The 24,545-nt window shown below is 59.3% G+C and carries 22 protein-coding genes; 5 read left to right on the top strand and 17 right to left on the bottom strand.

Annotated features, from left to right (window positions below):
• Window positions 1-46: 46 nt before the first annotated feature.
• Window positions 47-1,450, bottom strand: coding sequence for a glutamate--tRNA ligase (gltX, locus tag K3J57_RS09035; RefSeq protein ID WP_259783792.1), 1,404 nt, complete (start codon window positions 1,448-1,450; stop codon window positions 47-49).
• A gap of 119 nt (window positions 1,451-1,569) precedes the next feature.
• On the opposite strand from gltX, the gene K3J57_RS09030 reads away from it, so the two are divergent.
• Window positions 1,570-3,606, top strand: a complete 2,037-nt coding sequence (locus tag K3J57_RS09030; RefSeq protein ID WP_259795474.1) for a ComEC/Rec2 family competence protein — start codon at window positions 1,570-1,572, stop codon at window positions 3,604-3,606.
• A 67-nt stretch (window positions 3,607-3,673) separates the two neighbouring features.
• Window positions 3,674-4,636 carry a LysR family transcriptional regulator gene (locus K3J57_RS09025; protein WP_259795473.1) on the top strand — a complete coding sequence of 321 codons (963 nt, stop codon included), beginning with the start codon at window positions 3,674-3,676 and terminating at the stop codon, window positions 4,634-4,636.
• A gap of 175 nt (window positions 4,637-4,811) precedes the next feature.
• On the opposite strand, the gene K3J57_RS09020 is transcribed toward K3J57_RS09025, so the two are convergent.
• From K3J57_RS09020 to secG, 12 genes are all read right to left on the bottom strand, one after another.
• Window positions 4,812-6,029, bottom strand: coding sequence for a DegT/DnrJ/EryC1/StrS family aminotransferase (locus K3J57_RS09020; RefSeq protein ID WP_259790871.1), 1,218 nt, complete (start codon window positions 6,027-6,029; stop codon window positions 4,812-4,814).
• Between the two features lie 168 nt (window positions 6,030-6,197).
• Window positions 6,198-7,577 carry a glutamine synthetase family protein gene (locus K3J57_RS09015; protein WP_259795471.1) on the bottom strand — a complete coding sequence of 460 codons (1,380 nt, stop codon included), beginning with the start codon at window positions 7,575-7,577 and terminating at the stop codon, window positions 6,198-6,200.
• Entirely contained in the window at window positions 7,577-8,257 is a 681-nt protein-coding gene (locus K3J57_RS09010) for a type 1 glutamine amidotransferase (protein ID WP_259795468.1), read from the bottom strand. The genes K3J57_RS09015 and K3J57_RS09010 overlap by 1 nt, the downstream gene beginning before the upstream one ends.
• Before the next feature lie 265 nt (window positions 8,258-8,522).
• Entirely contained in the window at window positions 8,523-9,329 is an 807-nt protein-coding gene (locus tag K3J57_RS09005) for an ABC transporter permease (RefSeq protein WP_259774216.1), read from the bottom strand.
• Window positions 9,326-10,210 (bottom strand): ABC transporter permease, encoded by an 885-nt coding sequence (locus K3J57_RS09000; RefSeq protein WP_259774846.1) that lies wholly within the window; start codon window positions 10,208-10,210, stop codon window positions 9,326-9,328. The genes K3J57_RS09005 and K3J57_RS09000 overlap by 4 nt, the downstream gene beginning before the upstream one ends.
• Before the next feature lie 123 nt (window positions 10,211-10,333).
• Window positions 10,334-11,044, bottom strand: a complete 711-nt coding sequence (locus K3J57_RS08995; RefSeq protein ID WP_259795466.1) for a transporter substrate-binding domain-containing protein — start codon at window positions 11,042-11,044, stop codon at window positions 10,334-10,336.
• A gap of 79 nt (window positions 11,045-11,123) precedes the next feature.
• Complete coding sequence (locus tag K3J57_RS08990) at window positions 11,124-11,882, bottom strand: ABC transporter ATP-binding protein (protein WP_259783774.1); 759 nt, start codon at window positions 11,880-11,882, stop codon at window positions 11,124-11,126.
• 236 nt (window positions 11,883-12,118) lie between these two features.
• Complete coding sequence (locus tag K3J57_RS08985) at window positions 12,119-12,556, bottom strand: tellurite resistance TerB family protein (RefSeq protein ID WP_259783772.1); 438 nt, start codon at window positions 12,554-12,556, stop codon at window positions 12,119-12,121.
• 174 nt (window positions 12,557-12,730) lie between these two features.
• Complete coding sequence (locus K3J57_RS08980; protein ID WP_259783771.1) at window positions 12,731-13,024, bottom strand: DUF1330 domain-containing protein; 294 nt, start codon at window positions 13,022-13,024, stop codon at window positions 12,731-12,733.
• A gap of 103 nt (window positions 13,025-13,127) precedes the next feature.
• A complete protein-coding gene (locus tag K3J57_RS08975) occupies window positions 13,128-13,562 on the bottom strand; it encodes a tellurite resistance TerB family protein (protein WP_055189459.1) in 435 nt (144 codons plus the stop codon).
• Between the two features lie 279 nt (window positions 13,563-13,841).
• Window positions 13,842-15,485, bottom strand: a complete 1,644-nt coding sequence (gene pyrG / locus K3J57_RS08970) for a CTP synthase (RefSeq protein WP_259795464.1) — start codon at window positions 15,483-15,485, stop codon at window positions 13,842-13,844.
• Window positions 15,486-15,692: 207 nt separating this feature from the next.
• Window positions 15,693-16,058, bottom strand: coding sequence for a preprotein translocase subunit SecG (gene secG / locus K3J57_RS08965; protein WP_259774220.1), 366 nt, complete (start codon window positions 16,056-16,058; stop codon window positions 15,693-15,695).
• A gap of 368 nt (window positions 16,059-16,426) precedes the next feature.
• Here secG and K3J57_RS08960 point away from each other — a divergent pair, with 368 nt between their 5' ends.
• Complete coding sequence (locus K3J57_RS08960) at window positions 16,427-17,740, top strand: adenylosuccinate synthase (RefSeq protein WP_259795462.1); 1,314 nt, start codon at window positions 16,427-16,429, stop codon at window positions 17,738-17,740.
• 76 nt (window positions 17,741-17,816) lie between these two features.
• Window positions 17,817-18,101, top strand: coding sequence for a DUF2842 domain-containing protein (locus K3J57_RS08955; RefSeq protein WP_259783757.1), 285 nt, complete (start codon window positions 17,817-17,819; stop codon window positions 18,099-18,101).
• 91 nt (window positions 18,102-18,192) lie between these two features.
• On the opposite strand, the gene K3J57_RS08950 is transcribed toward K3J57_RS08955, so the two are convergent.
• A complete protein-coding gene (locus tag K3J57_RS08950; protein WP_259795459.1) occupies window positions 18,193-20,760 on the bottom strand; it encodes a hypothetical protein in 2,568 nt (855 codons plus the stop codon).
• 224 nt (window positions 20,761-20,984) lie between these two features.
• Here K3J57_RS08950 and K3J57_RS08945 point away from each other — a divergent pair, with 224 nt between their 5' ends.
• A complete protein-coding gene (locus K3J57_RS08945; RefSeq protein ID WP_259783744.1) occupies window positions 20,985-21,656 on the top strand; it encodes a thiamine diphosphokinase in 672 nt (223 codons plus the stop codon).
• Window positions 21,657-21,665: 9 nt separating this feature from the next.
• On the opposite strand, the gene K3J57_RS08940 is transcribed toward K3J57_RS08945, so the two are convergent.
• The 3 genes from K3J57_RS08940 to K3J57_RS08930 form a co-directional block, all read right to left on the bottom strand.
• The gene (locus K3J57_RS08940; protein ID WP_259795457.1) at window positions 21,666-22,589 is read right to left on the bottom strand and encodes a DMT family transporter; all 924 of its coding nucleotides are present in this window, start codon (window positions 22,587-22,589) and stop codon (window positions 21,666-21,668) included.
• Between the two features lie 50 nt (window positions 22,590-22,639).
• Entirely contained in the window at window positions 22,640-24,019 is a 1,380-nt protein-coding gene (locus K3J57_RS08935; protein ID WP_259777449.1) for an L-serine ammonia-lyase, read from the bottom strand.
• A gap of 89 nt (window positions 24,020-24,108) precedes the next feature.
• Window positions 24,109-24,540: a YbaN family protein gene (locus K3J57_RS08930; protein ID WP_254449712.1), complete on the bottom strand. Its 432-nt coding sequence runs from the start codon at window positions 24,538-24,540 to the stop codon at window positions 24,109-24,111.
• Window positions 24,541-24,545 lie beyond the last annotated feature (5 nt).

The raw sequence follows: 24,545 nt of genomic DNA, 5'->3' as shown, positions 1-24,545 counted from the left end.
CGTGCAAGACCCGGCCCGTTCAGGCGGGTGGTGTCGTATTGGTATATTATGTGCTCGCGTCGTTTAGTCGGGCAATGGTTTCGTCCGGCCCAAGCACCAGCATCATGTCAAAAACGCTGGGGGTTACGGCGCGTCCCGCGAGGGCAGCGCGCAGTGGGGCGGCCAGCTTTCCGAACTTCAGCCCATGGGCTTCGGCAAGGCCATTGAGGATCCCCTCAAGCGTGTTGCGATCCCAGCTAGCATTTTGCAGCTGCGGCGTCAATTCTCTCAGTATACTACGGGATACATCGTCCAGCGCCTTTTGGGCCTTCTCATCGCGATCCAATGGACGAGACGCCAAAACAAAATGAGCTTTTTCAGTGAGTTGAGGGAAGGTTTTGGCGCTGGTTTTCAGCACATACATCGCTTTTGACAAAAGTTCACTTTGCAGTGCTGTCAGATCTACTTCTCCTGTGACGCTACGGAATGCTGCATATGCGGCTAAAATCGCCTCGTCTTCCATTGCGGCCATATGCTGACCGGACAGGTTGTCGAGCTTCTTGAAATCGAACCGGGCAGGAGATTTGCCGATTCCCTTCAGGTCGAACCATTCCAGCGCCTGCGCATCCGAGAAGAACTCGTCATCCCCATGCGACCAGCCCAGTCGGGCCAGGTAATTGCGCATCGCCTCAGCCGGGTATCCCATCGCCTGATATTCCTCGACCCCCAATGCGCCATGGCGCTTCGACAGCTTCTTGCCGTCGGGGCCGTGGATCAGTGGAATATGGGCCCAGACCGGAATGTCCCAGCCCATGGCCTGATAGACAAGTTGCTGACGGGCTGCGTTGTTCAGGTGGTCATCCCCCCGAATGGCATGGGTCACCCCCATATCATGATCGTCCACAACAACGGCCAGCATATAGGTGGGTGTGCCATCGGAACGTAAACAAATCATGTCATCGAGCTGATCATTGCGGATCGTGACATTGCCCTGCACCGCGTCCTCGATCACCGTGACGCCTTCGCGCGGGGCTTTCAGGCGCACCACGAAGGGGGCATCCGGGTGGGTGGCCGGATCCGCATCGCGCCAGGGCGATTGATAGAGGGTGGATTTCCCCTCGGCCTTGGCCTGATCGCGGAAGGCCTGGATCTCGTCCTGGGTGGCGAAGCATTTATAGGCATGGCCCTTGGCCAGCATCTCATGCGCCACTTCTGCATGACGGTCCGCGCGGTCGAATTGAGAGATCACCTCCCCATCGTGATCAAGCCCAAGCCATTCCATCCCCCTCAGGATCGCATCCGTTGCTTCGGGCGTTGAGCGTGCCCGATCGGTGTCTTCGATGCGCAGCAGAAACTTGCCTCCGCGGCCGCGGGCGTAAAGCCAGTTAAACAGCGCCGTGCGGGCGCCGCCGATATGCAGATAACCGGTGGGCGAGGGGGCGAAGCGGGTGACGACCTGATCAGCGTTCATGAGATGTTAACCTTTTGGAAACCATGTGAGGCGTATGCCTGTAGATGCGTTAAGGGCGTGTTAAAGCAAAAGGGAGGCCAAGAACAAGCGTGCTGGCTAGGATCAGCCCCTTATCTGTCATGCAGGCGGGCCTCACCCGGGTCGAACGGGAACGGGGACGGTTCCTGCACTGGGTGCCGATTTTCCTCGGAACAGGGGTCGGGATCTATTTCCTGTTGCCGGTAGAGCCGGGCCCTCTTGTTTACGGAGCACTTGTTGTTCTCCTCCTCCTCTCTGTCCTGATCACCCGTTTCTGGCCCTGGGGGCTTGGTCCCGTGTCTCGGGGCGTGGCATTGATTGCCGCCGGGATCTGCCTGGCCGGGGCAAGGGCACATTACGTGGCGGCGCCGGTCCTTGATTTTCGCTATTACGGCCCGGTTGAGGGGCGGATCATTGCCATGGACCGCTCGCAAAAAGATGCGGTGCGGCTGACGTTGGATCAGCTTCGGCTGGCGGATACGTCTCCGGATCGGGTGCCACGAAAGGCGCGGATATCCCTTTATGGGAATGACAGTTTCACCACGCCGCAGATCGGGATGCGCGTGGCCGCGACCGCCCATCTGTCTGGCCCGAACGGTCCGGTTGAACCCGGAGGGTTCGATTTTCAGCGCATGGCGTGGTTCAGGGGGATCGGGGCAATTGGCTATACCCGCAACCCGGTGCTGGAGCTTGATCCGCCGGATGGCGGCTGGGGTGTGGTGCAGATCAATCGCTTGCGCATGGCGCTTTCGGCCTGGGTGCAGGGGATCCTGCCCGGCGAAGCGGGCGCATTTGCCGCCGCCATCACCACGGGGGATCGTTCCGCGATCAGCCGTCCCACATTGGAGGCGTTGCGCGGATCGAACCTTGCGCATCTGCTGGCCATTTCCGGGTTGCATATGGGGCTGCTCACCGGGTTTGTCTATCAGGCTGCGCGCTATCTGATGGCATTGTTGCCCGGATTGGCCCTGCGACGCCCGACCAAGAAAATCGCGGCGGTTCTGGCGATTGGGGCAGGTGCGTCCTATTTGCTTCTGTCCGGGGGAAACGTGTCGACCGAACGGGCCTTTATCATGGTGAGCACCATGTTTGTCGGCGTCCTGTTTGATCGCCGCGCGCTGAGCCTCAGGGCCGTGGCCATGGCGGCGGTGATTGTTCTTTTGCTGCATCCCGAGGCCCTGACCGAACCCGGTTTCCAGATGTCGTTTGCCGCGACCACGGCACTGGTGGCGGTGTTCGGCTGGCTTGGTCCTTATCGGCGGTTTTTCGGGCCGCGCTGGCTGCAGCCGGTTATGGCGGTGGTGCTGTCCTCTGCCGTGGCGGCGGCCGCGACCGCCCCGTTTGCAGCGGCGCATTTCAATCAGGTCAGCCATTTCGGCCTGTTGGCCAACCTTCTGTCCGTGCCGCTGATGGGCAGTATTGTCATGCCCGCGGCGGTGCTTGCGGCATTGCTCAGCCCGTTTGGGCTGGGGTGGGTGGCGATCAAGGTGATGGGCCCACCGATCAACTGGATCATTGGGGTTGCCGGTTTTGTTTCCTCGCTGGATGGGGCGGTTGGACATGTGCCGCAACCGATGTCTTCGGTTTTGCCCTTGGTGGCGTTCGGAGGGCTTTTGCTGGTTTTGCTGTCCCGATGGGAAAAGCTGCTGGGGGCGCTGGTGTTTGGGGGTGGGCTGTTTTTATGGAGCAGTGTTGACAGACCCCCGGTTCTGATCAGCCAGACAGGTGGATTGGTTGGTGTCATGACCGAGCAGGGGCGCGCTTTGTCCAAACCCAAGGGAGAGGGGTTTGCGGCCCGGATCTGGCTGGAAAACGATGGTGCGCCCGCCGAGCAGATTGAGGCCCATGCGCTTGGGGCTTTTACGGGGGACAACGGCTATGCCGAAATGGTTCTTGCCGGGCGCCCGATGGTGCATCTCAGCGGAAAACGCGGGGCGGGACGACTGGTTGAGGCCTGTGCCACCGGGGGGATTGTGGTCATGAACCAGCCCTCTGTGGCAAAGATGCCGCCAGATTGCTGGATCATCAGCCCGACAGATTTGCGCGAGACCGGATCCCTTGCGCTGTGGCCTCAGGGGACGGGCTGGCGCATGATTACGGCGCGCGACCAGCAGGGGGAGCGGTTGTGGACGCGTTGATCGCGGCGGATGTTGATTGCCCCGGGTAAAGACCCTAGCCTGTGGCGATGTGGCAAGGAGCGCGGAAATGGTCGAAACCGTGGGCAAAATTACCTTCTGGGGCGTGGAAGTCTTTGTGGCCATTGCTGATGAGCGCGCAATTTCGGCGGCGGCGCGGCGCCTTGGGGCAAGCCCCTCTGCCGTCAGCCAGCAACTGAGCAACCTGGAACTGTCGCTGGGGACGGAGCTTTTCAACCGGTCTGCCCGGCCGTTGACCCTGACCCCGGCGGGTGAGCTGTTTCTGAAACGGGCCCAGGCCATTTTGAACGAAGCTGAGCAGGCTCGTGCAGAACTGGCCCAGAGTGAATTGGCCAGTTTGATGCGCCTGCGGCTTGGCGTGATTGAGGACCTTGATGCGGAAGTGACCCCGCTATTGCTGACGCAGCTTTCACAACAGCTTGGAACAACTCAGTTTTTATTGGAAACCGGGGCGTCGCATCGGTTGTATGAACAGTTGGAGGCACGGGCACTGGATGTGATTGTCGCCGCTGACATTGGTGCAGCGGCCCATTGGATGGAGATCCACCCCGTGTTGCAGGATCCGTTTGTGGCTGTTGTGCCAAGGGGATATCTGCGTGGCAAGGACAGTGCAGAGCTGCTCTCTGGTCTGCCCCTGGTGCGATATAGTGCGCGCCATTACATGGGGCGGCAGATTTCCGACTATATCGCACGGCACCATTTGCGTATGGAATGCCGGTTTGAACTGGACAGCTATCACGCGATCATGGCGATGGTGGCAAAGGGAGGGGCGTGGAGCGTGCTCACGCCGCTGGCCTATCTTCATGCGCAGCAATTTCGTGAGGATGTCGAATTGGTGCCCCTGCCTTTTGGCGCGCTGAAGCGGCAGATCTCTCTGGTGGCGCGGCGCGATGTGCTGGGGGGGCTCCCGCTGGATATCGCACAATCGCTACAAAGCATTTTGTCGCAAACCGTGCTGGAGCCTGCGCTGGCTGAAATGCCGTGGTTGCAAAAGGACTTGCGGCTGCTTTGAGGGCAAGATTTCTGCTTGGCAGGGGCTGGCAGGGGCGTATTTCGAAGAAAACTAGAAAACTAGAAAACTAGAAAACTAGAAAACTAGAAAACTAGAAAACTAGAAAACTAGAAAACTAGAAAACTAGTTTTCTGGTTTTCTGTGCGGTCAGCGTGGGGGCTGTTTCAGGCTCATCTCAGGCGGCGGAGTGTTGCCGGAGTTGAACAACCTCATCCGCGGCCTTGATCAGCGCCTGTGCGATGAATTCCAACTCATCTTGTTTCAGGCGAACAGGCAGGCGTGTGTCACAGGCACGCATCAGCATTTTGCGGGTTTGCGGCAAAGGGCCCGGATCCGGAATGAACTGCCAGTTCCAGAACGCCCGGGCGTTGTCTTCACTGGCCCCAAACACCTGAACGGATACGCCACGCGCCTTGGCCGCATCCTGGAATTTCAGCGTTTCCTGATCGGAAAACCCAACAAGATTAAACTGGATCGAATCCGGGGCGCGGGTTTCCGGTTCAAGCGGTGGTGGGACAACCAGCCAGGGGCTTTGGTTCAGACGTTCGGCGACATAATCATGATTGGCCAACCCGTCGGTGACGCGTCTGGAAAGCTCGGGGATCTGGGGGCGAATGACCGCGGCGGACAGGTTTGACAGGCGGGTATTGTAGAGAGGCAGCCTGTTTTGCCAGCGGGCAAAGGCATCTGTAAGTTCAGGCGAGTTGTCGCCGAGGGGCGTTTTGTGCTTTTGCCAGTTATGCTCGTAAGCGCCGGACATGATGATGGCACGGGCAGCGAGATTGGCATCGTCCGTAATCAGGATGCCCCCTTCACCAGCATTCAGCATTTTATAGCTCTGGAAGGAAAAACAGCCAATTTTGCCGATGGTGCCAATTTTCCGGTCATGCCAAAGCGTGCCAAGCGAATGGGCCGCATCCTCAATCACCGGGACACCGCGCGCGTCACACAGTGCCATGATGGCGTCCATGTCCGAGGTATGCCCACGCATGTGGCTAATGATCACCGCACCGATATCGTCTTGCAGCTTTGCCTCGAAATCAGTCAGGTCCACGCGATAATTGTCGCCAACTTCGACCAGCACCGGCACGCAATCCGCATGAACGACGGAACTGGGGACAGCGGCGAAGGTGAAGGCCGGAATGATCACCTTGGTGTCACGCGGCAGGTCGAGCGCCTTGAGCGAAAGAAACAGCGCGGCAGAGCAGCTCGCCACCGCCAACGCATATTTCGCCCCCATCTCTGCGGCGAATTCCTCTTCAAGAAGCGCAACCGGCGCATCCTGGGCAGCGGTATAGCGAAACAGATCCCCCGATTGCAGCAGGCGATCAATTTCAGCGCGCGCGGCAGCCGGGATGGGTTCGGCGTCATAGACATTGGGGGCAAGCGACATGGGAGCTCCTGCTTTGTCAAAGGCGATTGGGGCTGAAGGCGGGTTTGATTTTCAGCTTTCCCAAAACTACTCTTTCAAAATACTAAAACAGGTTGCGGGGGCTGACCATAAAAAACCCGCCTTCCATCCAGGGAAAGCGGGCTTTCTGCGCGTGATCATCTGCTCAGGTCAGACGTTCAGCAGAAGGTGTTCACGCTCCCACGGGCTGATAACCTGCAGGAATTCTTCATATTCCGTCCGTTTGATGATGGAATAGACACGGGCAAAATCCGGTCCAAGGATGTTTTGCATTTCCGTGGCGTTATCAAACAGATCCAGGGCGCTTCCCAACCCCTTGGGGATGTCCCCTTCGCCTTCATACGCGTCCCCCCTGTATTGGGCATTGGGGCGTTTTTGTTCGATCAGTCCAAGATACCCGGCCGCAAGTGAGGCCGCGATCCCGAGATAGGGGTTGCAATCCATCCCGCCAATCCGGTTTTCAACCCGTCGGGCCTTGGGTGACGCGATCGGCACACGAATGCCCGTGGTGCGATTGTCGCGTCCCCATTCCAGATTGATCGGGGCGGCGTTGTCCTTCACATAACGGCGATAGGAGTTCACATAAGGCGCAAGAACGGCAACGGCGCTGGGCAGGTGGTTCTGCAGCCCCGCGATAAAATGGAAAAACGCATCCGTTTCCCCGCCTTGCGGGCCGGTAAAGATATTCTCGCCCGTTTCACGATCCAGAACCGAATGGTGGATATGCATGGCCGATCCCGGCTCTTCCTCAATCGGTTTGGCCATGAAGGTGGCAAAACAATCGTGGCGCAGCGCAGCTTCACGGATCAGCCGTTTGAAGTAGAACACCTCATCGGCCAGTTTGATCGGGTCGCCGTGGATCAGGTTGATTTCCAACTGGCCGGCGCCGCCTTCCTGCGTGATCCCGTCAATCTCGAAACCCTGCGCTTCGGCAAAGTCGTAAATATCGTCGATCACCGGGCCAAACTCATCAACGGCCGTCATCGAATAGGCCTGCCGTGCGGCAGCGGGACGTCCGGATCGGCCCATCATGGGTTTGATCGCTTCAGCCGGGTCCAGATTGCGGGCAACGAGATAGAACTCCATTTCCGGGGCCACAACCGGTTCCCACCCTTTGGCACGGTATAACTCAACCACCCGTTTCAGGACGTTGCGAGGAGAGAAGGGCACCGGGTCGCCATTGCGGTCATAAGCGTCATGGATCACCTGCAGGGTCCAGTCTCCGGTCCAGGGGGCGGCCGTGGCGGTGGACATGTCTGGCTTCAGGATCATGTCGCGTTCGATAAACCCCTCGTCCCCCGCAGCTTCCCCCCAATCTCCGGTGATGGTTTGGAAAAAGATGCTGTCCGGCAGGTGAAAATGCTCCTGCCGGCCAAACTTTGCCGCCGGAACCGCTTTGCCACGGGCAATGCCCGGCAGATCAGAGATCACACATTCCACCTCGTCCAGACGTTTCCCGTGCAGATAATCCTGTGCTGCTTCCGGCAGGGTGTCGATCCAGGCGGTTGTCGTTTTGCTGGACTGTCCCATCACTTTGCCCCCTTTTTCAGAACCTGCGCCATGCGTTCCGCAAAACGGGCATTGTCGGTGGCTGTTGAAAGCTGCTGCTCTGCCTCATCCAGCAGCGCGTCCGGCACCTTGCCCCGCCCCCGATGTTCAATCAGCCCGGCAATCAGATCTGCGGTGAATTCCGGATGTGGTTGGATTGTCAGGATCCTGTCTCCGTAGATCACCGCGGCATTGGCACAAAAGTCGGTTGATGCGATCACCTCAGCGCCTTCGGGCAATTCGGTCACCTGATCCTGATGCCAGGCATTAAGCGCAAGCACCTCATCGCCGAAATCATATTCCGTCCGGCCAACGGACCAGCCACCAGAAAACTTCTCAACCTTGCCGCCCAGGGCCTGCGCGATGATCTGATGCCCAAAGCAGACACCGACCAAAGGCTGGCCAGCCGCACGAATGTCGCGGATCAGCTCTTCCAGCGGCCCGATCCAGTTATGGTCCTCATAAGCACCATGTTTGGATCCGGTAATCAGCCAGCCATCCGCAGCGTCGATGCCCGGAGGGAACTCTCCATCCACCACCGAAAAAATCTCAAACTCAAACCCGTGCCCATCGAGGAGCCGGGTAAACATTTCGCCGTAATTTCCGACGCTGTCTCGAACTTCGTCGGGCGAATGGCCCGCTTGCAGGATACCGATCTTCATGTGACACCAAATTTGATCAAATTTCAGCTCCTAACCTAGACGAGCAGATGCGGCCCGGCAAGCCACTTTGAAGAAAGGTTGTCCGGATTGACGCTCACACAGGATATTACAGGCAGGAACGCCTGTTTTCACGGCTTATTTTCTTGTCACAAATATCCCGGGGTGAGCCTTGGAGAGGCGAGGGGCAGCGCCCCTTTCCCCGTCAAGTGAACCTTGTGAAAGCGGGTCGAGTCGGATGCAGAAGGCCCTCTATGGCCACGTTGTCCTACCGAAACAGGTTCAAACGGACCCTGGCAGGTTTGCGCCGTTCCTGTGGCAGGTGCCGGTTCAGATGACGGTTGGCCAGGCCAAAAACCGTAATCACCACCAGCGTGAGCAGGATGAAATACATCGCAAGGATCGGGTATGGGACAAACGGGTTGAAGGTCTTGTCGGCGAAATAGCTGGCGTAATAGAGCGCATCGCCCTGCTGGCCGCGCACCGGAAAACTGGAAAAGGACACCAGGGCCGTGGCATGAAACAGAAAGATCGCCTCGTTTGTATAAGATGGCCAGGCCAGCCGCAGCATGGTTGGAAAGGTGATCCGCCGGAACCGGTTAAGCCCCATGATCCCATAGGCATCCGCCGCTTCCAGATCCCCTTTGGGGATGGACCGAAGCGCGCCATAAAAGATCTCGGCGGAATAGGCGGAGGTATTGCAAAAGAGCACAACCGTCGCCCCAAGCCATGCGGCGGTCAGCGGCTGAAACACCGGATAGGCCTGTTTCAGCGACAAAAACACCGCATAGGCAAAGAAAAACTGGATGAACAGCGGAGAACCGCGGAACACATAGATGAAAAACTCTGCCGGTTTGCGGGCGAGCGCATGACGGCTGTTTTTTCCCATGGCCAGGGCCACGGCAAAGAAAAAGCCAAAGAAGATCGCCACGATCCCGTAATAGATATTCCAGATCATCCCCGAGCCAATCAGGGTGAATTGGTCACACAGGGTGAAATCCGTGCGCGGCAGCAGTCGTTCTCCATACCCGATCGAGCGGAGCGCGTAGTCCTGGATGGTTTGAAGACAGCTCATGCCGCGGCCTTTCTTTGTGCTTCACCGGCTGCGGTGGCCTGCCCTTTGGACAGGCGGGCCGAGATCTTTTTGAAGACGCGCTCTGACAGGCTGGTAAAGGCCAGGTAAAACACCAGCAGTCCGAAATAATAATACATATGCCAGTTGGAATGTGGGTAGTCCGAGAACTTGGCCGTTTTGGTCGCGCCCAGTTCCTTGGCCCAATACACCGCGTCTTCGACCCCCAGAAGGAACAGAAGGGGCGTGGCCTTGATCAGGATCATCCACAGGTTCGACAGGCCGGGCAGGGCGTAAACCCACATCTGCGGCACCATGATCCGCCAGAACGCCTGCCGATGGGACATGCCATAGGCCTCGGCGGTTTCCATCTGCGCCCGCGGCACCGCCTTCATCGCACCAAAGATCACATTGGCCGCAAAGGCGCCAAACACGATGGAGAAGGTCAGCACAGCCAGGAAAAACCCATAGGTCTCATGCACCCATTGCGCACTGGTCGACAGCGGCAGCTTCGCCTCGGAACAGACCACGAAATCATTGCCCTGCCGGATCGGATCGGTCCAGTCGGGGCATTTTACTTTATGGCGCATCCATTCAAACGCCTGATCCAGTGCGATCACGAAGAACAGGAAAAACGCGATATCCGGCACGCCACGCACGATTGAAGTGTAGGCTTTGCCGACCCAACGAAACGGCGCAAAGCGTGCACGAGAGGCCATGGCGCCCAGAAAGCCAAAGCCAAGGGCCACCGGCGCGGTGATTGCCAACAACACCAGAACTGTCCCGAAAGACAGGTAGAAAGACATGTGCTTGCCCGTGGTCAGGTAGCACGAAAGCCACTGAAAGCCTTCAAGCGTCGAGGGGTCGGTGCAGTAGGAAAACATCGCAGGATCCGAAGGGCGGGGGCCGTGAGCGGTCTGCATCCGGTGGGAGTGCAGGCCCGTCAGGCGGCCAGGTTTGAAAGGGGGCCCGCCAATCCGGCAGGCCCCGAACATCAGAAAGTCAGATCACCACTGTGACGAGACTTCCCATTTTGCGATCAAGGTGTTCAGCGTGCCATCGTCTTTCATCGACTGGATGGCGGCGTCGAATTTGGCGCGCAGTTCCGGATCCGATTCACGGATACCCATGCCCACGCCACCACCGATGGCTTCCATGCGCTCCAGCATCACCAGACCGTCCTGGCCGACCATGGTGTCAAGGAACGATTTGTCTGCCAGCACCGCGTCAGCTTCGCCGTTTTTCACGGCTGCCACGGTTTCTTCCGGGGTCGCAAACTCGATCAGGGTCCAGCCCTGAGCAGCCACAAAGCCGGCCTGAATGGTGGTGGCCTGTGCGGCAACCACGGCGTTGGCCGGGTCCACATCTGCCGACATGGCGGCATAGGCCGAGGGATCGGGCGGCGTATAGGCTTGGGTGAAGTCGATCACTTCGTCGCGTTCGTCCGTGATCGACATGCCCGCGATGATGGTGTCATAGTTGCCCGACACGAGGTTCGGAATAATGCTGTCCCAGTCGTTTTTCACCCAGGTGCATTCCAGCTCGGCGCGTTTGCAAAGCTCGTCGCCCAGCTCACGCTCGAACCCGTCGATTTCGCCGGCATCGTTGACGAAGTTCCACGGAGCATAGGCGCCTTCGGTGCCCATGCGCACAGTGTCCGCCATAGCGAACCCTGCGCTCACAGCCAGGGCGGCCGTGGTCAGGATCAGTTTCTTCATATTGTTCTCCCTTGGTTATTCTGTTGTTAGTCTGCGGATAACCCGCTGAAAATCAATGTCGAATGTCGCAGCCTGACGTTCAGGCCGGATGCGAATGGGACAGGAATTGTTTCAGGCGGTCGCTTTTCGGATTGCCAAAGAGTTCTGCAGGCGCGCCTTCTTCTTCGATCAGACCCTGATGCAGGAACACGACGTGGTCCGAGATATCGGCGGCCATGCGCATGTCATGGGTCACGATGACCATGGTGCGCCCTTCGGCGGCCAGATCCTTGATCACCTTGATCACCTCTTGTTCCAGCTCGGGATCAAGCGCCGAGGTCGGTTCGTCAAACAGCAGGGCGCGCGGCTCCATGCACAGCCCGCGCGCAATCGCTGCGCGTTGCTGCTGGCCACCCGACAGCTGCGAGGGCCACATGTCGCATTTGTCGCCAATGCCAACCTTGTCGAGATAGTAACGCGCCTTTTCCTCCACCTCTGCCTTGTCACGCCCCATCACCGTGATCGGTGCTTCCATTACGTTTTGCAGAATGGTCATGTGGGACCAGAGGTTGAATTGCTGGAACACCATCGACAGGTTGGTGCGGATCCGGGTGACCTGTTTGCGGTCCGCCGGGTGGCGATCCAGCCCGTGCCCACGCCAGGCAATCGGCTCGCCTTCGAACCTGATCTCTCCCTGCTGGCTTTCCTCAAGCAGGTTGGCGCAGCGCAGAAGAGTGGATTTGCCGGAGCCGGAAGAGCCGATCAGCGACACCACATGGCCACGCGGGGCGACAAGATCGACCCCTTTGAGAACTTCCAATGCGCCATAGCTTTTATGCAGGTCGCGGATTTCGATCACGGGCGTGTCAGCAGTGTGTGCAGGGTCAGATATCGTGTCTGGGGTCACAGAATGGATCCGGAGTTGCCTTGTTCATTGACCCGTGAGTAGGGCGCAAATCTTGCACAAATGCAACGGCGAAAAGGCGGTGGCGTTGGGTAAGCTTTGGCTAAAGGGCGGCAATTCCGACGATTTGTCAACGAGATGCGCCGGGGGCCGGAAAGACACACGTCTGGCGGGTGCCGCGCCCGGCTGGACTATCCCTTCTGGGCCCGGATCCGAGCCAGGTTCGAATCGCGGTCATTGACCCCCAGAAGATGCGCCACCATTCGCATCAGGGCGTCCTCTTCCTCGGCGCGGGTCCCATCCGCAAGGACCACCGACCAGGCAGCTTCGATCACCGCAACACGGTCTTCAAGCCCCACCGCATCCTTGATCGCCCGGGTAAATCGGACAGTGTCAGGGGCCTGGGTTTCGAAGGTTTCGGCCTGATGCCTCAGGGCTGCGGCTGCGTCCGGAGACAGACCGTAGCGATCGGTGAGAGCCGCATCTATCGCGGCGATTTCCGTTGCCGCATAATCCCCGTCAGACCGCGCCAGCCGCACCAGCAGGGCTGACAGGGCAAGCCGGGCGTCGTCCTGATTGAGGGGCGCGGGGGCGGGGGCAAACAGCCGGTCGAACAATGAAGCAATCATGGGATCAGATATAGGGGGGCAAGGGCGCGCTGAAAAGGTGGATCACAAAGGGTTTTGGGGTGGGCAGGGGATCGGGTGTATCCCCTGTGCTCCCATGTGGTGAGAAAGGGGCGCTGCCCCTCGCGCTGCGCGCTCACCCCGGGATATTTGTGGCAAGAGGAAGAGGGCGGTGGCTCAGCCCTCATATCCTTCGATGATGATCAGATCGCCGCTGCTGACGGGGTCGCGCAGGGATTTGGCCTGTTGGTAGGCGGCGCTGGCATAGCAGTCTTTTGCGGCTTGGTAGCTCGGAAACTCGATCACAACATTTCGGGAACGGGCCGATCCTTCGACAGTTTCAAACGCACCGCCCCGCACCAGAAAGCGCGCGTCGAACGCGGCGAAGGCGGGGCCGTTGGCCGCAACGTATTTCTTGTATTCATCGAGGTTCGAGACGTCGATCCGGCCAATCCAATATCCTTTGGGCATATTCACATCCATCTGTTGTCAACTTTGGGAAAAAGGGGCGGCGGCAGGACACCGTGCTTTTGGTACACGCGGCCGACCAGGCGCGGCCAGCTGCTGCGATGTGTCAAGGCGCCCCGTTCGCATTGGTGATGTCGTCGCGGGTCAACCCAAGCTCGCGGGCGACACGGGTGACAAAACAGCTTTCCTCATCGCGCACGATCCCGTCGGCACGCGAGACCCCCCAAAGGGCGGAAAGCATCTGAAGGCGGGTTTCAGAGGAAACGCCTTCGCGCACCAGCGCGGTCAGTTCAGAGGTGTCCGGGGCTTCGGCTTCGAGCTTTTCGCAGGTGGCGCGGGCTTTGGCCGCCTCGACCGGGTTGAGGTTTCCGTATCGGGAAAACAGCCTGTCGATCATGGCGATTTCTTCCACAGCGTAGTTCTGATCGGCCTTGGCAAGCCGCACCAAAAGAACCCCCATGGCAATCCGCCCATCCAGTTCGGGCAGAGGGGGGGCCTCTTGCGGGGTTTTTCGGAACTTCTGAAAGAATTCGGACAGCATTGGATCCTCTCCTGTGTTGCGGCGAGCCTAAAGCGTTTCGATTTTAATCTAAAGCGTTTCTACATATTGTTGGATCATAATAAAGCGTTTCGGTTTTAACCTGACACAGGGCAAAACCGAAACGCGGCAAGAGACATCTAAGCTGTGGCGTTTTTGGATCCACATGTGCCCCGGCAGTCCCCCAGAGCGTTTTCATGCCGGAGGGGGCGCCGAGAACAGGACAACAAAAAAGGCGCGCCGCAGCTGTGCGACGCGCCTTTGATGTCAGGGTTGGCTGGGTCAGACCAGACGTTCCACCTCTTTTGCCGCGCGGATGAAATCGGCGAACAAGGGGGCCGGGTCGAAGGGTTTCGATTTCAGTTCCGGGTGGAACTGCACACCGATAAACCAGGGATGATCTTTCCACTCAACGATTTCGGGCAGGCGGCCATCGGGCGACATGCCCGAGAATTGCAGACCGCAGGCTTCAAGCTGATCCCGGTATTGCGCATCCACCTCGTAGCGATGGCGGTGGCGCTCTTCCAGTTCGGTTGCGCCGTAGATGCGCGCGACGTTTGATCCTTCGCTCAGCGTGGCGGAATAGGCCCCAAGGCGCATGGTGCCGCCCTTGTCGTCGCCTAGCTTGCGCTTGACCTTGTAATTGCCCTGCACCCATTCCTTCAGGTGGTAGATGACGGGGGTGAAGCGGGTCTGCCCCGCCTCGAGGTCAAATTCTTCCGATCCTGCATCAGCGATGCCGGCCACGTTGCGCGCGGCCTCGACCACGGCCATCTGCATGCCCAGACAGATGCCCAGATAGGGGATCTTGCGTTCCCGGGCGAATTGCGCGGCCTTGATTTTGCCTTCGGTGCCGCGTTCGCCAAACCCGCCGGGCACGAGGATTGCGTGGAACCCTTCCAGATGCGGGGCAGGGTCGCCCTTGTCGAAAAGCTCGGCATCGACCCATTCCAGTTTCACCTTGGTGCGGTTGGCCATGCCGCCGTGGGTCAGCGCCTCTTTGATCGACTTATACGCATCTTCGAGCTGGGTATATTTGCCCACAACGGCCACTTTCACCTCGCCCTCGGCATTGTGAATGCGGTCTTCCACATCTTCCCAGCGACGCAGGTCAGGTTTCGGGGCCGGCGCGATCTGGAAGGCGTCCAGAACGGCTTGATCGAGGCCAACCTTGTGATAGGCCATTGGCGCTTCGTAGATCGATTTCAGGTCATAGGCGGGGATCACGGCTTCCTGACGCACGTTACAGAACAGGCCGATTTTGGCGCGTTCCTTGTCCGGGATCGGGTGTTCCGAGCGGCAGACCAGCACATCAGGGGCAATACCGATCGAGCGCAGCTCTTTCACGCTGTGCTGGGTCGGTTTGGTTTTCAGTTCTCCCGAGGCGGCCAGATAGGGCAGCAGGGTCAGGTGCATGAAGATACATTGCCCACGCGGGCGTTCCTGGCTGAACTGGCGGATAGCTTCGAAAAAGGGCAGGGCTTCGATATCGCCCACCGTGCCACCGATTTCGCACAGCATGAAATCAACCTCGTCATCGCCAATGGCAATGAAGTCTTTGATTTCATTGGTGACATGCGGGATCACCTGAATGGTTTTGCCCAGATAGTCCCCGCGCCGCTCTTTCTCCAGCACATTGGTGTAGATCCGGCCGGATGAGACAGAATCAGTGTTGCGCGCGGCCACGCCGGTGAAGCGTTCGTAATGGCCCAGATCAAGATCGGTCTCAGCCCCATCGTCGGTCACAAACACCTCGCCATGTTCGAACGGGCTCATCGTGCCAGGGTCGACATTCAGGTAAGGGTCCAGTTTGCGCAGGCGAACCGAATAGCCACGGGCCTGCAACAGTGCCCCCAAAGCGGCCGAGGTCAGCCCTTTGCCAAGAGAGGAAACAACACCACCGGTGATGAAGATGTAACGTGCCATAAGCTTGGCTGCCCCCGTGAAAATGGGCCTCTGGCGCTTTGCTGAGGGGCCCGGTCAATTCTTTTGGAATACGCAAAAACCTGTCGGTGACGGGCCCCTGCGAATCCGCGTTCCACGGGATTTAAGACTTACACGATTCCGGGCACCCGCGCAACCGAACCGCAAGATAAAGGGCGGAAAAACCGCCCTTTCACAATCTGTAGTAAATTACTCGGCGCGTGGAGGCGTCAGGCTTTCGTCGGTCGATACCGGCGGCAGCAAGCTTTCCACATCCGGAAGCGCCGGAGTTGCCGGGGCCTCTTCCGTTGCCGTGGGCAGGCCAAGCGCATCTGTGACCGAGCTGTCTGCTGCGTTTTTCGCAGCGATGACCGTCAGGGAGATCGAGGTGATCAGGAAGGCAATTGCCAGACCCCAAGTCACTTTTGCAAGGGCTGTTGCCGCTCCGCGGGCGGACATCAGGCCGCCCCCCCCGCCACCGATTCCAAGACCACCGCCCTCAGAACGCTGAAGAAGCACAACACCGATCAGTGACAGTGCCAGAATCAGATGAATGACGAGGACGACATTTTCCATAAGGGGGTCCAATATTCGGTTACGACGGTCTTCGCGGGTATTTAGGCGAAAGGGCGCTGCAGCGCAACCCGCGTTTCGGGGCGTTCTGCCTTCATAAGGAAAAAGCCCCGTTTCTGCCTGAATATGAAATTTTTCTTGCGGGGCGGCCAACTGGGGTGTTCGACGAAAACTAGAAAACTAGAAAACTAGAAAACTAGAAAACTAGAAAACTAGAAAACTAGAAAACTAGAAAACTAGAAAACTAGAAAACTAGTATTCTGGTATTGCGCCTCACTCCCGCCTTTTTGCATCTGCGGCGAATTAGGTGTTTCCCCAGCGCGCGCCAGCCGCTATGACGGGCCGGGTTTTCTTTGAGATAGGAACAGACCATGGCAAATGTTGTCGTCGTAGGCGCCCAGTGGGGTGACGAAGGTAAAGGCAAAATCGTTGACTGGCTCAGCGAACGCGCAGATGTGATCTGCCGGTTTCAGGGCGGGCACAATGCGGGCCACACTCTTGTGATCGACGGCAAGGTTTACAAGCTGCATGCGCTGCCCTCTGGGGTTGTGCGCGGGGGCAAGCTCAGCGTGATCGGCAACGGTGTTGTGCTGGATCCCTGGAACCTTCTGAAAGAAATTGAAACGGTAACGGCACAGGGCGTGGATATCTCGCCCGAGACGCTGATGATTGCGGAAAACACCCCGCTGATCCTGCCCTTCCACGGTGAATTGGATCGCGCCCGCGAAGAGGCCGCGTCCAAAGGCACCAAAATCGGCACCACCGGCCGCGGCATTGGTCCGTGTTATGAAGACAAGGTCGGGCGTCGTGCGATCCGAGTGGCCGACCTGGCCGATGATGCCACGCTTGAGGCCCGTGTGGACCGCGCCCTGCAGCACCATGATCCGCTGCGCAAAGGTCTGGGCGTTGAACCCATCGACCGGGACGCTCTGATCGCGCAACTCAAAGAAGTTGCACCGAAAATTCTGCATTTTGCAGCTCCCGTCTGGAAGGTGCTTAATGAAAAGCGCAAATCGGGCAAACGGATCCTGTTCGAAGGCGCCCAGGGTGCGCTTCTGGATATCGACTTCGGCACCTATCCGTTCGTGACTTCGTCCAACGTGATTGCCGGTCAGGCCGCCACCGGCGTGGGCATTGGTCCCGGTTCGATTGACTATGTGTTGGGGATCGTAAAAGCCTATACCACTCGCGTGGGCGAAGGCCCGTTCCCGACCGAACTTCTGAACGCAGACGGCACCCCGGATGCAGATGGTGAACGCCTTGGCACCCGTGGCCACGAATTTGGCACCACCACTGGACGTCAGCGTCGTTGCGGCTGGTTTGACGCGGCCCTGGTGCGCCAGACCTGCGCCACCTCCGGCGTGTCCGGCATCTCGTTGACCAAGCTTGACGTTCTGGACGGGTTCGAAACGCTGAAAATCTGCGTGGGCTATGAACTGGACGGCGAGCGTCTGGATTACCTGCCCACTGCTGCCGACCAACAGGCCCGCTGCACCCCGATCTATGAAGAGATGCCGGGTTGGAGCGAATCGACCGAAGGGGCGCGCAGCTGGAATGACCTGCCCGCCAACGCGATCAAATACGTTAAACGCGTGGAAGAGCTGATCGACTGCCCGGTGGCGCTTTTGTCGACCAGCCCGGAACGGGATGATACGATCCTGGTGACCGATCCGTTCGCGGATTGATCCGCCGGTTGAAGCCGTGAATTGAAGGCGGGTGCGGGAAACCGTTGCCCGCCTTTTTCAAACGAAGGAAACGCCGATGGCCCTGAGTTACAAAACCCGCAAGCGTCTGTCCCTGCTCATCCTTGTGCTGGGTTTGCCCGCCTATATCATCATGGCGATCTGGGTTGTGTCGCTGTTCAATCGCCCGCCGATCTGGCTGGAGCTGATCATTTATGTCGGTCTTGGTTTCCTCTGGATGCTGCCGTTCAAGAAAGTGTTCCTTGGGGTGGGAAAGGCTGATCCGGACGAGGATCCTGCCAACTACCCACACGACCCGGCAGGGAAATATGCACTGAAAGACGAAGACAAACGGAACGATTGATGGCGGAACGGCAGATGCCGGTATCGCTCTAAAAATCTCACCACAAAAAAGGCCCCTGCAATGCAGGGGCCTTTTTCTGTTTGATGCCGGGTCACGCAGATTGGCGCCCGTCGGTCTCTCCGTCTGACCCGCTGCCGGGACGGAAGCGAGTGCTTTCGGTCAGGGCGAACTGGCCGCGTTTCAGGCGTTTGATCCGCCCTTCGCGCAGCAGTTTGCCAAAGGCGCGCAGACCTTCTTCACGCGAAAACTCCTCTTCGCCCACATAGCGGCGCACCATGCCCATCACGCGGGGACGGGTAAAGCTTTCATACCCGTTCAGCAGCACGGTGTGGCAGGCCGCAGCTTCCAGCAGCTCTCCCAGCTCATGGGCACCGGTTTGTTCGACATAGTCGATAAACCCGGCATCCAGCTGTTCGGTTGCCGTGTCTTCAGAGATCTCGTCCTGTGCGAGGTCGGCCTGCGGGTTACGCAGAACGCGGCGCGGGCGCACGATATCGCTGGAGGCCGGAACCGCTGGGGCCTCATCAATTGTTTCCATTTCGTCAACGCGTTGTTCGGACACCAGAACCAGGGGGGGCATCCGGCGCGACGACCCTCCGGAAATGCCGGGGCGACGCGGACGCACAACACGGGCAAGGTCATCGCGATAGGCGCCGACGCTGTCGTCACCATTTTTACCCGACGCATCCTCATGTGTGTCATCTGCGCGTTTGGCCTGAACAGCTGCCTTGAGATGTGCGATGGCAGACCGGCGGCGACTGACCTCGGTGCTGGCCATATGCGTGTCGGCCTCAGCCAGCAGTCGGTCCAGCGCGTCTTCGCTGTCGCTGACGCCGCCATCATCAAATGCGGTGAGCTTCGGCAGGTCAGGTGTTTCAGCGCGTTCTTCTGTGGCGACCTCAGCTGTTTTGTCTTCGATGGCCTCTTCAAGCGTCGCATCCGCCGCAGAATTGTCTGTTTGCCCGCTCTCGATTGTGGTGTCCCCGGCGGGGGTCTCCTCGATGGCGGGTGCGTCTTCGATCTGCGGGGCCTGAGCAGAGGTTTCGTCTGTCTGCGCGGCAACAGCTTCGGCTTCCGCCTCAGCCAGCTCTGCCATCAGCTCAGCCTCAGCCTCCGGGGTCAGCATTGCATTTTCATTGTCCTGCGATGCGTCTTCCTCGGGGGACGAAAGCTGCCCGCCTTTCACGTGGCGCACACGAATCACACGGGGTTTGCGCAGAGCGACCGGGCGAGGGGAGGTGTCCTCTTCCTGGGCAGCGTCCTCTTCGGCAGTCTCCTCGGCGTGCAGGTCATCACGCTCCGTGGCCGCTTCTTCGGCGATGTCCAGATCGATATCTTCCGGGGCGATGTCATCCTGTTCGGCAAGATCAGCCTCGGTTTCTGCACTCTCAGAGATTTCTGGCTCAGTGACTTCCGGCTCAGTGATTTCTGCGCTTGCCTCTTCCGGGGCCTCTTCCGCCTTGGGCTCGTTGTTCAGTCGCGACAGGATCCCGGAAATCGTATCCTCACCCTGTCCACGCTCCTGATCGAGAGCTTCAGGCTCGGCAGTTTCTGCAACAGATGCGGAAGGTTGGTTGTCCTGATCGGCTGCCTCGTCGTCGAGGGTCACATTGCTGCGCCCATGTTTCGCGACCGTGGCAAGAACGGATGAAATGGACGAGGAGCCATCCGCAATGTCGTTCTCGTCTTCCAGATCTTCGTCCTGCAGGCTTTCTTCCTGCGCGTCCTCACGGGGCTGCGCGTCCTCTTCAAGCCCCTGCTCCTGGAGTTCAGAAACCGGTTGCTCGTCGTCCTCATCCTCGTCTTGCGACATACCCTGTGCGGCCAGTTCTGCGCGTGCAAGTTCACGCAGACGTTGGGCGCGCTGGGCGCGGCGAGAGCGACGCAGCTTGCGGATCTCTGCCGGAGACAGATTCTCTTCTTCTTCCGCGGTCAGAGCGTCCGGCAGGGGGGCTTCGTCATCCTCAGAACGCAGGTCCTGAGGGGGCTGGGCGTCCTCGCCTTCCGCATCCTGCGCAGCAGTGTCCGTATCGGCGGCCGTGTCGGGGTCCATTTCGACCTCGGTCCCGGCGGCGTCCGGAAGGTCTTCAATTTCGTCGGCATCCACAAAGAGATTGGAAACGTCGGCCCGATCCAGCTCCTGATCTTCGGCATACTGATCGGTGGCGACAAAGGCTGCGGCTCCTTCGGCGCGCTTTTCATCGACCACCGCGCGAATGCGGCTGAGCTTGTCAGCAATCGAGCCGGAAACAGGTGTGTTCAGCGGTGCGTCATCGGTCTGCAGGGCTTCTGCAACCGGAGCGTCCGGTTGGGCGATGTCCTCATCCTCAGCCACCGACGGGGTCGGCGCGTCCTGAGCAATGTCGGGCTGCGATGTGGGGGCGTGTTCGGAAGCGGAGCTTTCAGCGGCAGCGGTGGACGCGTCGGTCAACAGGTGACCCGCCTCCACGGCGGTTGCGCCAATGGCGGTTTGGGTGGTCACGTCGGCATCGGCCTGACGCAGGACGACACCGTCCTTTTCCACGCGGGCTTCAACCCGTTTCTGAATCTCACGTTCAGCGATGCGATGCAGCATCTCTGCATCCGGCGTGGGTGGTTCCGCGCCGAAGTAGCGATCGTCTGCCGCCAGATCACGGAAATACTCCGCAATTGACTTCATCGTGTTGAAAGGTTCGTCAAAACCCTCCAACGTGCACGAAAATGTGCCGTAAGATACAGTGAGAATCTTGCTATTGCTCACCATAAATAACTCGCTTTCTCCCCCGATCCAGCAGGAACCTGTTTACCATGCACTGGTTCGGGAAAATGAACAAAACCGGGAAAATCGCGGTATTTTTTCTGGGCAGGAATGTGTTTTTTTGCCGATTTGGAAACAATAACCGCATGAAAGGGGATATTTTGCAACAATTGGCGTCAATAACACTGCTTGGAGGGGGGCGGGTTAACCACTCGATTCTGCGTGAGAGCCTTGAATTTGCCCCCCGCCTCGTGGCGGTGGATGGTGCGGCCGGGACCGCTGTGTCGCTGGATCTGATGCCAGAGGCGGTGGTCGGGGATCTGGACAGCCTGACCCCCGAGGTTCGTGCCGTGTTCGACCCTGCCTGTATTGTGGAAACCCCCGACCAGAACCGAACGGATTTCGACAAGGCGTTGCAATGGGCGGTTGAGCAGGGACAGGCGCCCTTGGTGCTGGGGGTTGGGTTCATGGGCGGACGGCTGGATCATGAACTTGCCTGTTACAACGCCTTGGTGCGCAGCACCGCGCCCTGTGTCTTGCTGGGGGAGGAGGATCTTTGTTTCCACCTTGCGGACAATATCAAGCTGGCGCTGCCATTGGGGACGCGTTTGTCACTTTTCCCGATGGCGGAAGTGACCGGGAACTGCACCGGGTTGCGCTGGCCGGTTGACGGGCTGACCCTGTCCCCCTGGGGGCGGGTCGGGACCTCAAATGAGGTGGCCGAGGGCCACGTGACCCTGTCCTTTGATCGGCCGGGCATGTTGGTGATCCTGCCGCGCGCCCATCTTGGTGCGGTCATCAAGGCCCTGCTCGGCTAAGCCAGACTGTCAGGCAGGGCGCCGCGCCTGACACTGTGCCTGACGCCGCGCCTGCCTGTGCTCGCGCGTAATCACGTAAAGCCCGGCTGCCACGGTAATGGCGATTCCCAGCGCGGCGAGCCCGTTGGGTAGGTCGTGAAAGGCAAGCCAGCCGATCAGCGTGGCGAAGGGAATTTCCAGATATTGCATCGGTGCCAGCGTGGCAGAAGGGGCGTATTTCAGGCTGGCGGTCATCAAAATTGCCGACGCGGTCCCGATCACTCCGAACATGACCAGATCTGGCGCAAGATGCAGCGGCGGCAGGGCGTCTGCCCCGGAAATGCCCCAGAGCGGCAGCAAAATGACAGCACCGAGAGATCCATTGGCCACCTGGATCGCCAGCGGATCCATTGCGCGTGAAATCTTGCGTGTGATCATTGCGAAGATGGCAAAGCCAAGCGCGACCCCAAGCGGCATGAGCGCCACCAGCCCCACCGCCACGAAATTGGGCTGGATCACCAGAAGCGTGCCGATGAAACCAACCAGGGCGGCGCCAATCCGGTGTGGCCCAACCTGTTCGCCCAGCACCAGCGCCCCAAGGGCCAGCATGATGAACGGAGCCACAAAGGCAATTGCCACCGCATCCGCCAGTGGCAGAAATCGCAGGGACTGATACATCAACCCCATCGAGATCAGCAAAACCAGCGTGCGCGCCAGCATCCAGATCCGGGTGCCCTTGGGCGGCAGGCACGGGATATTGCGCGCCTTCAGCCAGGGGTAAAGCAAAAGGGGAAACAGAAATCGCAGGGTGATCAGGGCCAAAAGCGCCACCTCTCCTCCCAGCGCCTTGGCCTGGGCATCCGACAACGGCACCAACATGCAAAATCCCAGCATCAACAGGATGCCAAGGAAGGGGCGGTCATGAGAGGTTGAGGATGTGATGGAACCGGACATGGGGCGACCCTACGCCGCCCCGGTCAGAAGTCAATTCACCCTATGACGGATCAGCAGTTCGGCACATTCACGGCAAGCCCGCCCAGAGAGGTCTCTTTATACTTCTCCATCATGTCCTGCCCGGTTTCGAACATGGTTTTCACACAGGCATCCAGCGGCACAAGATGGGTGCCATCCCCGCGCAGTGCCAGCGATGCTGCCGAGACCGCCTTGATCGCGCCCACGCCATTGCGTTCGATACATGGCACCTGAACCAGCCCCTTGATCGGGTCGCAGGTCAGGCCAAGGTGGTGTTCCAGCGCGATTTCGGCGGCGTTTTCCACCTGCATCGGCGTGCCGCCCATCACGGCGCACAGCCCGGCCGCCGCCATGGCACTGGCCGATCCGACCTCCGCCTGGCAGCCCGCCTCTGCCCCTGAAATCGAGGCATTGTGCTTGACGATCCCGCCAATCGCCGACGCGGTCAAAAGGAACTCGCCGATCTTGTCGCGGCTTGCACCCGGCACATGGTTGAGCCAGTACATGATGGTTGCAGGCAATACCCCCGCCGCCCCGTTGGTCGGGGCGGTGACCACCTGTCCGCCAGCGGCGTTTTCTTCGTTCACCGCCATGGCATAGACGCTCATCCAGTCATTGATGGTATGAGGTGCGGTCAGGTTCAGCCCCTTCTCCGCCTGCAAGGCCTCGTAAATGCCGCGCGCGCGTCGTTTCACCGACAGGCCACCGGGCAGGATGCCCTCGCGATCCAGTCCGCGGGTGATGCAATCCTCCATCACCTGCCACAGGCGCGTGATGCCCGCATCCAGCGATGCCGGCCCCATATGCTCCAGCTCGTTGGCGCGCTTCATTTCGGCAATCGATTTGCCGGACATGGCTGCCATCTCAAGCATTTGTTCCGCGGTTTCAAAAGGATAAGGATGGGTTTTGGCATCTTCCTTGTCGCGGACCGGCTCTTCGGCCTGTTCGGCTTCGGTCACCACGAACCCCCCACCGATCGAGTAATAGGTCTCGCGAACCACAACATCCCCCTGCGCATCCGTGGCCATCAGCACCATACCGTTGGCGTGGCCGGGCAGCGGGTGGTCATAGTCAAAGATCAGGTCCGTGGCAGGATCGAATTTCAGCGCCCCCAACCCCTCCGGATTGACCGTCTTGCTGGCGTTGATGGCGTCCAGGCAGGCCTCTGCCGCCGCATGTTCATAGCTGTCGGGCAGAAACCCAGCGAGGCCCAGAATGGTTGCCCGGTCCGTGGCATGGCCCACGCCGGTAAAGGCCAAAGACCCGTGCAGGGACGCCCGCAACCCAGCCACCTGAAACGGCTGCTCACGCAGCAGATCCAGAAACCGGCCGCCGGCCACCATCGGTCCCATCGTGTGGGACGAACTGGGGCCAACCCCAACCTTGAACATGTCAAAGACAGACAGGAACATGAGACCCTCGCGCATTTGGTCAACAAGCAATAGACCCCAGCATGGCAAATTTTAGAACATATGACGGGCGGAAAGCGACATATTCGTGCTTAGTCAGGACGTGTGAGCACAAAAGCCGCGCCCGCCGCGATCAAAATCCCCTGCAGGGTCAGAACCCAAAGCGGCAATCCCTTCCACACCGAAAACGCAATCACCAATGCCATCATGCTGGTTGCCAGAAGTTTCGCGCGCCGGGAAATCGCGCCTCGCTCTTCCCAATCCCGAATGGTCGGACCAAAATGGGCGTGTTCAATCAGCCATTTGCGCGCCCGGGGGCTGGATTTCCCAAAGGCAAACGCCGCCACCAGCAGAAAGGGAGTGGTCGGCACCACCGGCAGCACGATACCCAACAGGCCAAGGCCCACGGCGCCCCAGCCCAACGCGATAAAGAAAAACCTGCCCATGCCGTTTGCCGCACTCCAGAACGACCGTATCCGCCCCCATGCTGGTGCAATCTTTTCAGAATGTCCAGCAATCAGCATGGGCG

Origin of the sequence: Aliiroseovarius crassostreae, from assembly GCF_025137635.1 — a bacterium.
GTDB lineage: Bacteria > Pseudomonadota > Alphaproteobacteria > Rhodobacterales > Rhodobacteraceae > Aliiroseovarius > Aliiroseovarius crassostreae.
The sequence above is the reverse complement of the archived record's forward strand: the minus strand, read 5'-3'. Positions and strand labels throughout refer to the sequence as shown.

Excerpts from the sequence above, each read along its gene's own strand:
- K3J57_RS08960 (WP_259795462.1), top strand. The coding sequence starts at position 16,427 with ATGGCAAATGTTGTCGTCGTAGGCGCCCAGTGGGGTGACGAAGGTAAA.
- K3J57_RS08935 (WP_259777449.1), bottom strand. The coding sequence starts at position 24,019 with ATGTTCCTGTCTGTCTTTGACATGTTCAAGGTTGGGGTTGGCCCCAGT.
- K3J57_RS08955 (WP_259783757.1), top strand. The coding sequence starts at position 17,817 with ATGGCCCTGAGTTACAAAACCCGCAAGCGTCTGTCCCTGCTCATCCTT.
- K3J57_RS09025 (WP_259795473.1), top strand. The coding sequence starts at position 3,674 with ATGGTCGAAACCGTGGGCAAAATTACCTTCTGGGGCGTGGAAGTCTTT.
- K3J57_RS08980 (WP_259783771.1), bottom strand. The coding sequence starts at position 13,024 with ATGCCCAAAGGATATTGGATTGGCCGGATCGACGTCTCGAACCTCGAT.
- K3J57_RS08945 (WP_259783744.1), top strand. The coding sequence starts at position 20,985 with ATGAAAGGGGATATTTTGCAACAATTGGCGTCAATAACACTGCTTGGA.
- K3J57_RS09000 (WP_259774846.1), bottom strand. The coding sequence starts at position 10,210 with ATGTTTTCCTACTGCACCGACCCCTCGACGCTTGAAGGCTTTCAGTGG.
- pyrG (WP_259795464.1), bottom strand. The coding sequence starts at position 15,485 with ATGGCACGTTACATCTTCATCACCGGTGGTGTTGTTTCCTCTCTTGGC.
- K3J57_RS08950 (WP_259795459.1), bottom strand. The coding sequence starts at position 20,760 with ATGAAGTCAATTGCGGAGTATTTCCGTGATCTGGCGGCAGACGATCGC.
- K3J57_RS09015 (WP_259795471.1), bottom strand. The coding sequence starts at position 7,577 with ATGGGACAGTCCAGCAAAACGACAACCGCCTGGATCGACACCCTGCCG.
- secG (WP_259774220.1), bottom strand. The coding sequence starts at position 16,058 with ATGGAAAATGTCGTCCTCGTCATTCATCTGATTCTGGCACTGTCACTG.
- K3J57_RS08985 (WP_259783772.1), bottom strand. The coding sequence starts at position 12,556 with ATGATTGCTTCATTGTTCGACCGGCTGTTTGCCCCCGCCCCCGCGCCC.
- K3J57_RS08940 (WP_259795457.1), bottom strand. The coding sequence starts at position 22,589 with ATGTCCGGTTCCATCACATCCTCAACCTCTCATGACCGCCCCTTCCTT.
- K3J57_RS08995 (WP_259795466.1), bottom strand. The coding sequence starts at position 11,044 with ATGAAGAAACTGATCCTGACCACGGCCGCCCTGGCTGTGAGCGCAGGG.
- K3J57_RS09005 (WP_259774216.1), bottom strand. The coding sequence starts at position 9,329 with ATGAGCTGTCTTCAAACCATCCAGGACTACGCGCTCCGCTCGATCGGG.
- K3J57_RS09030 (WP_259795474.1), top strand. The coding sequence starts at position 1,570 with ATGCAGGCGGGCCTCACCCGGGTCGAACGGGAACGGGGACGGTTCCTG.
- gltX (WP_259783792.1), bottom strand. The coding sequence starts at position 1,450 with ATGAACGCTGATCAGGTCGTCACCCGCTTCGCCCCCTCGCCCACCGGT.
- K3J57_RS09020 (WP_259790871.1), bottom strand. The coding sequence starts at position 6,029 with ATGTCGCTTGCCCCCAATGTCTATGACGCCGAACCCATCCCGGCTGCC.
- K3J57_RS09010 (WP_259795468.1), bottom strand. The coding sequence starts at position 8,257 with ATGAAGATCGGTATCCTGCAAGCGGGCCATTCGCCCGACGAAGTTCGA.
- K3J57_RS08975 (WP_055189459.1), bottom strand. The coding sequence starts at position 13,562 with ATGCTGTCCGAATTCTTTCAGAAGTTCCGAAAAACCCCGCAAGAGGCC.
- K3J57_RS08930 (WP_254449712.1), bottom strand. The coding sequence starts at position 24,540 with ATGCTGATTGCTGGACATTCTGAAAAGATTGCACCAGCATGGGGGCGG.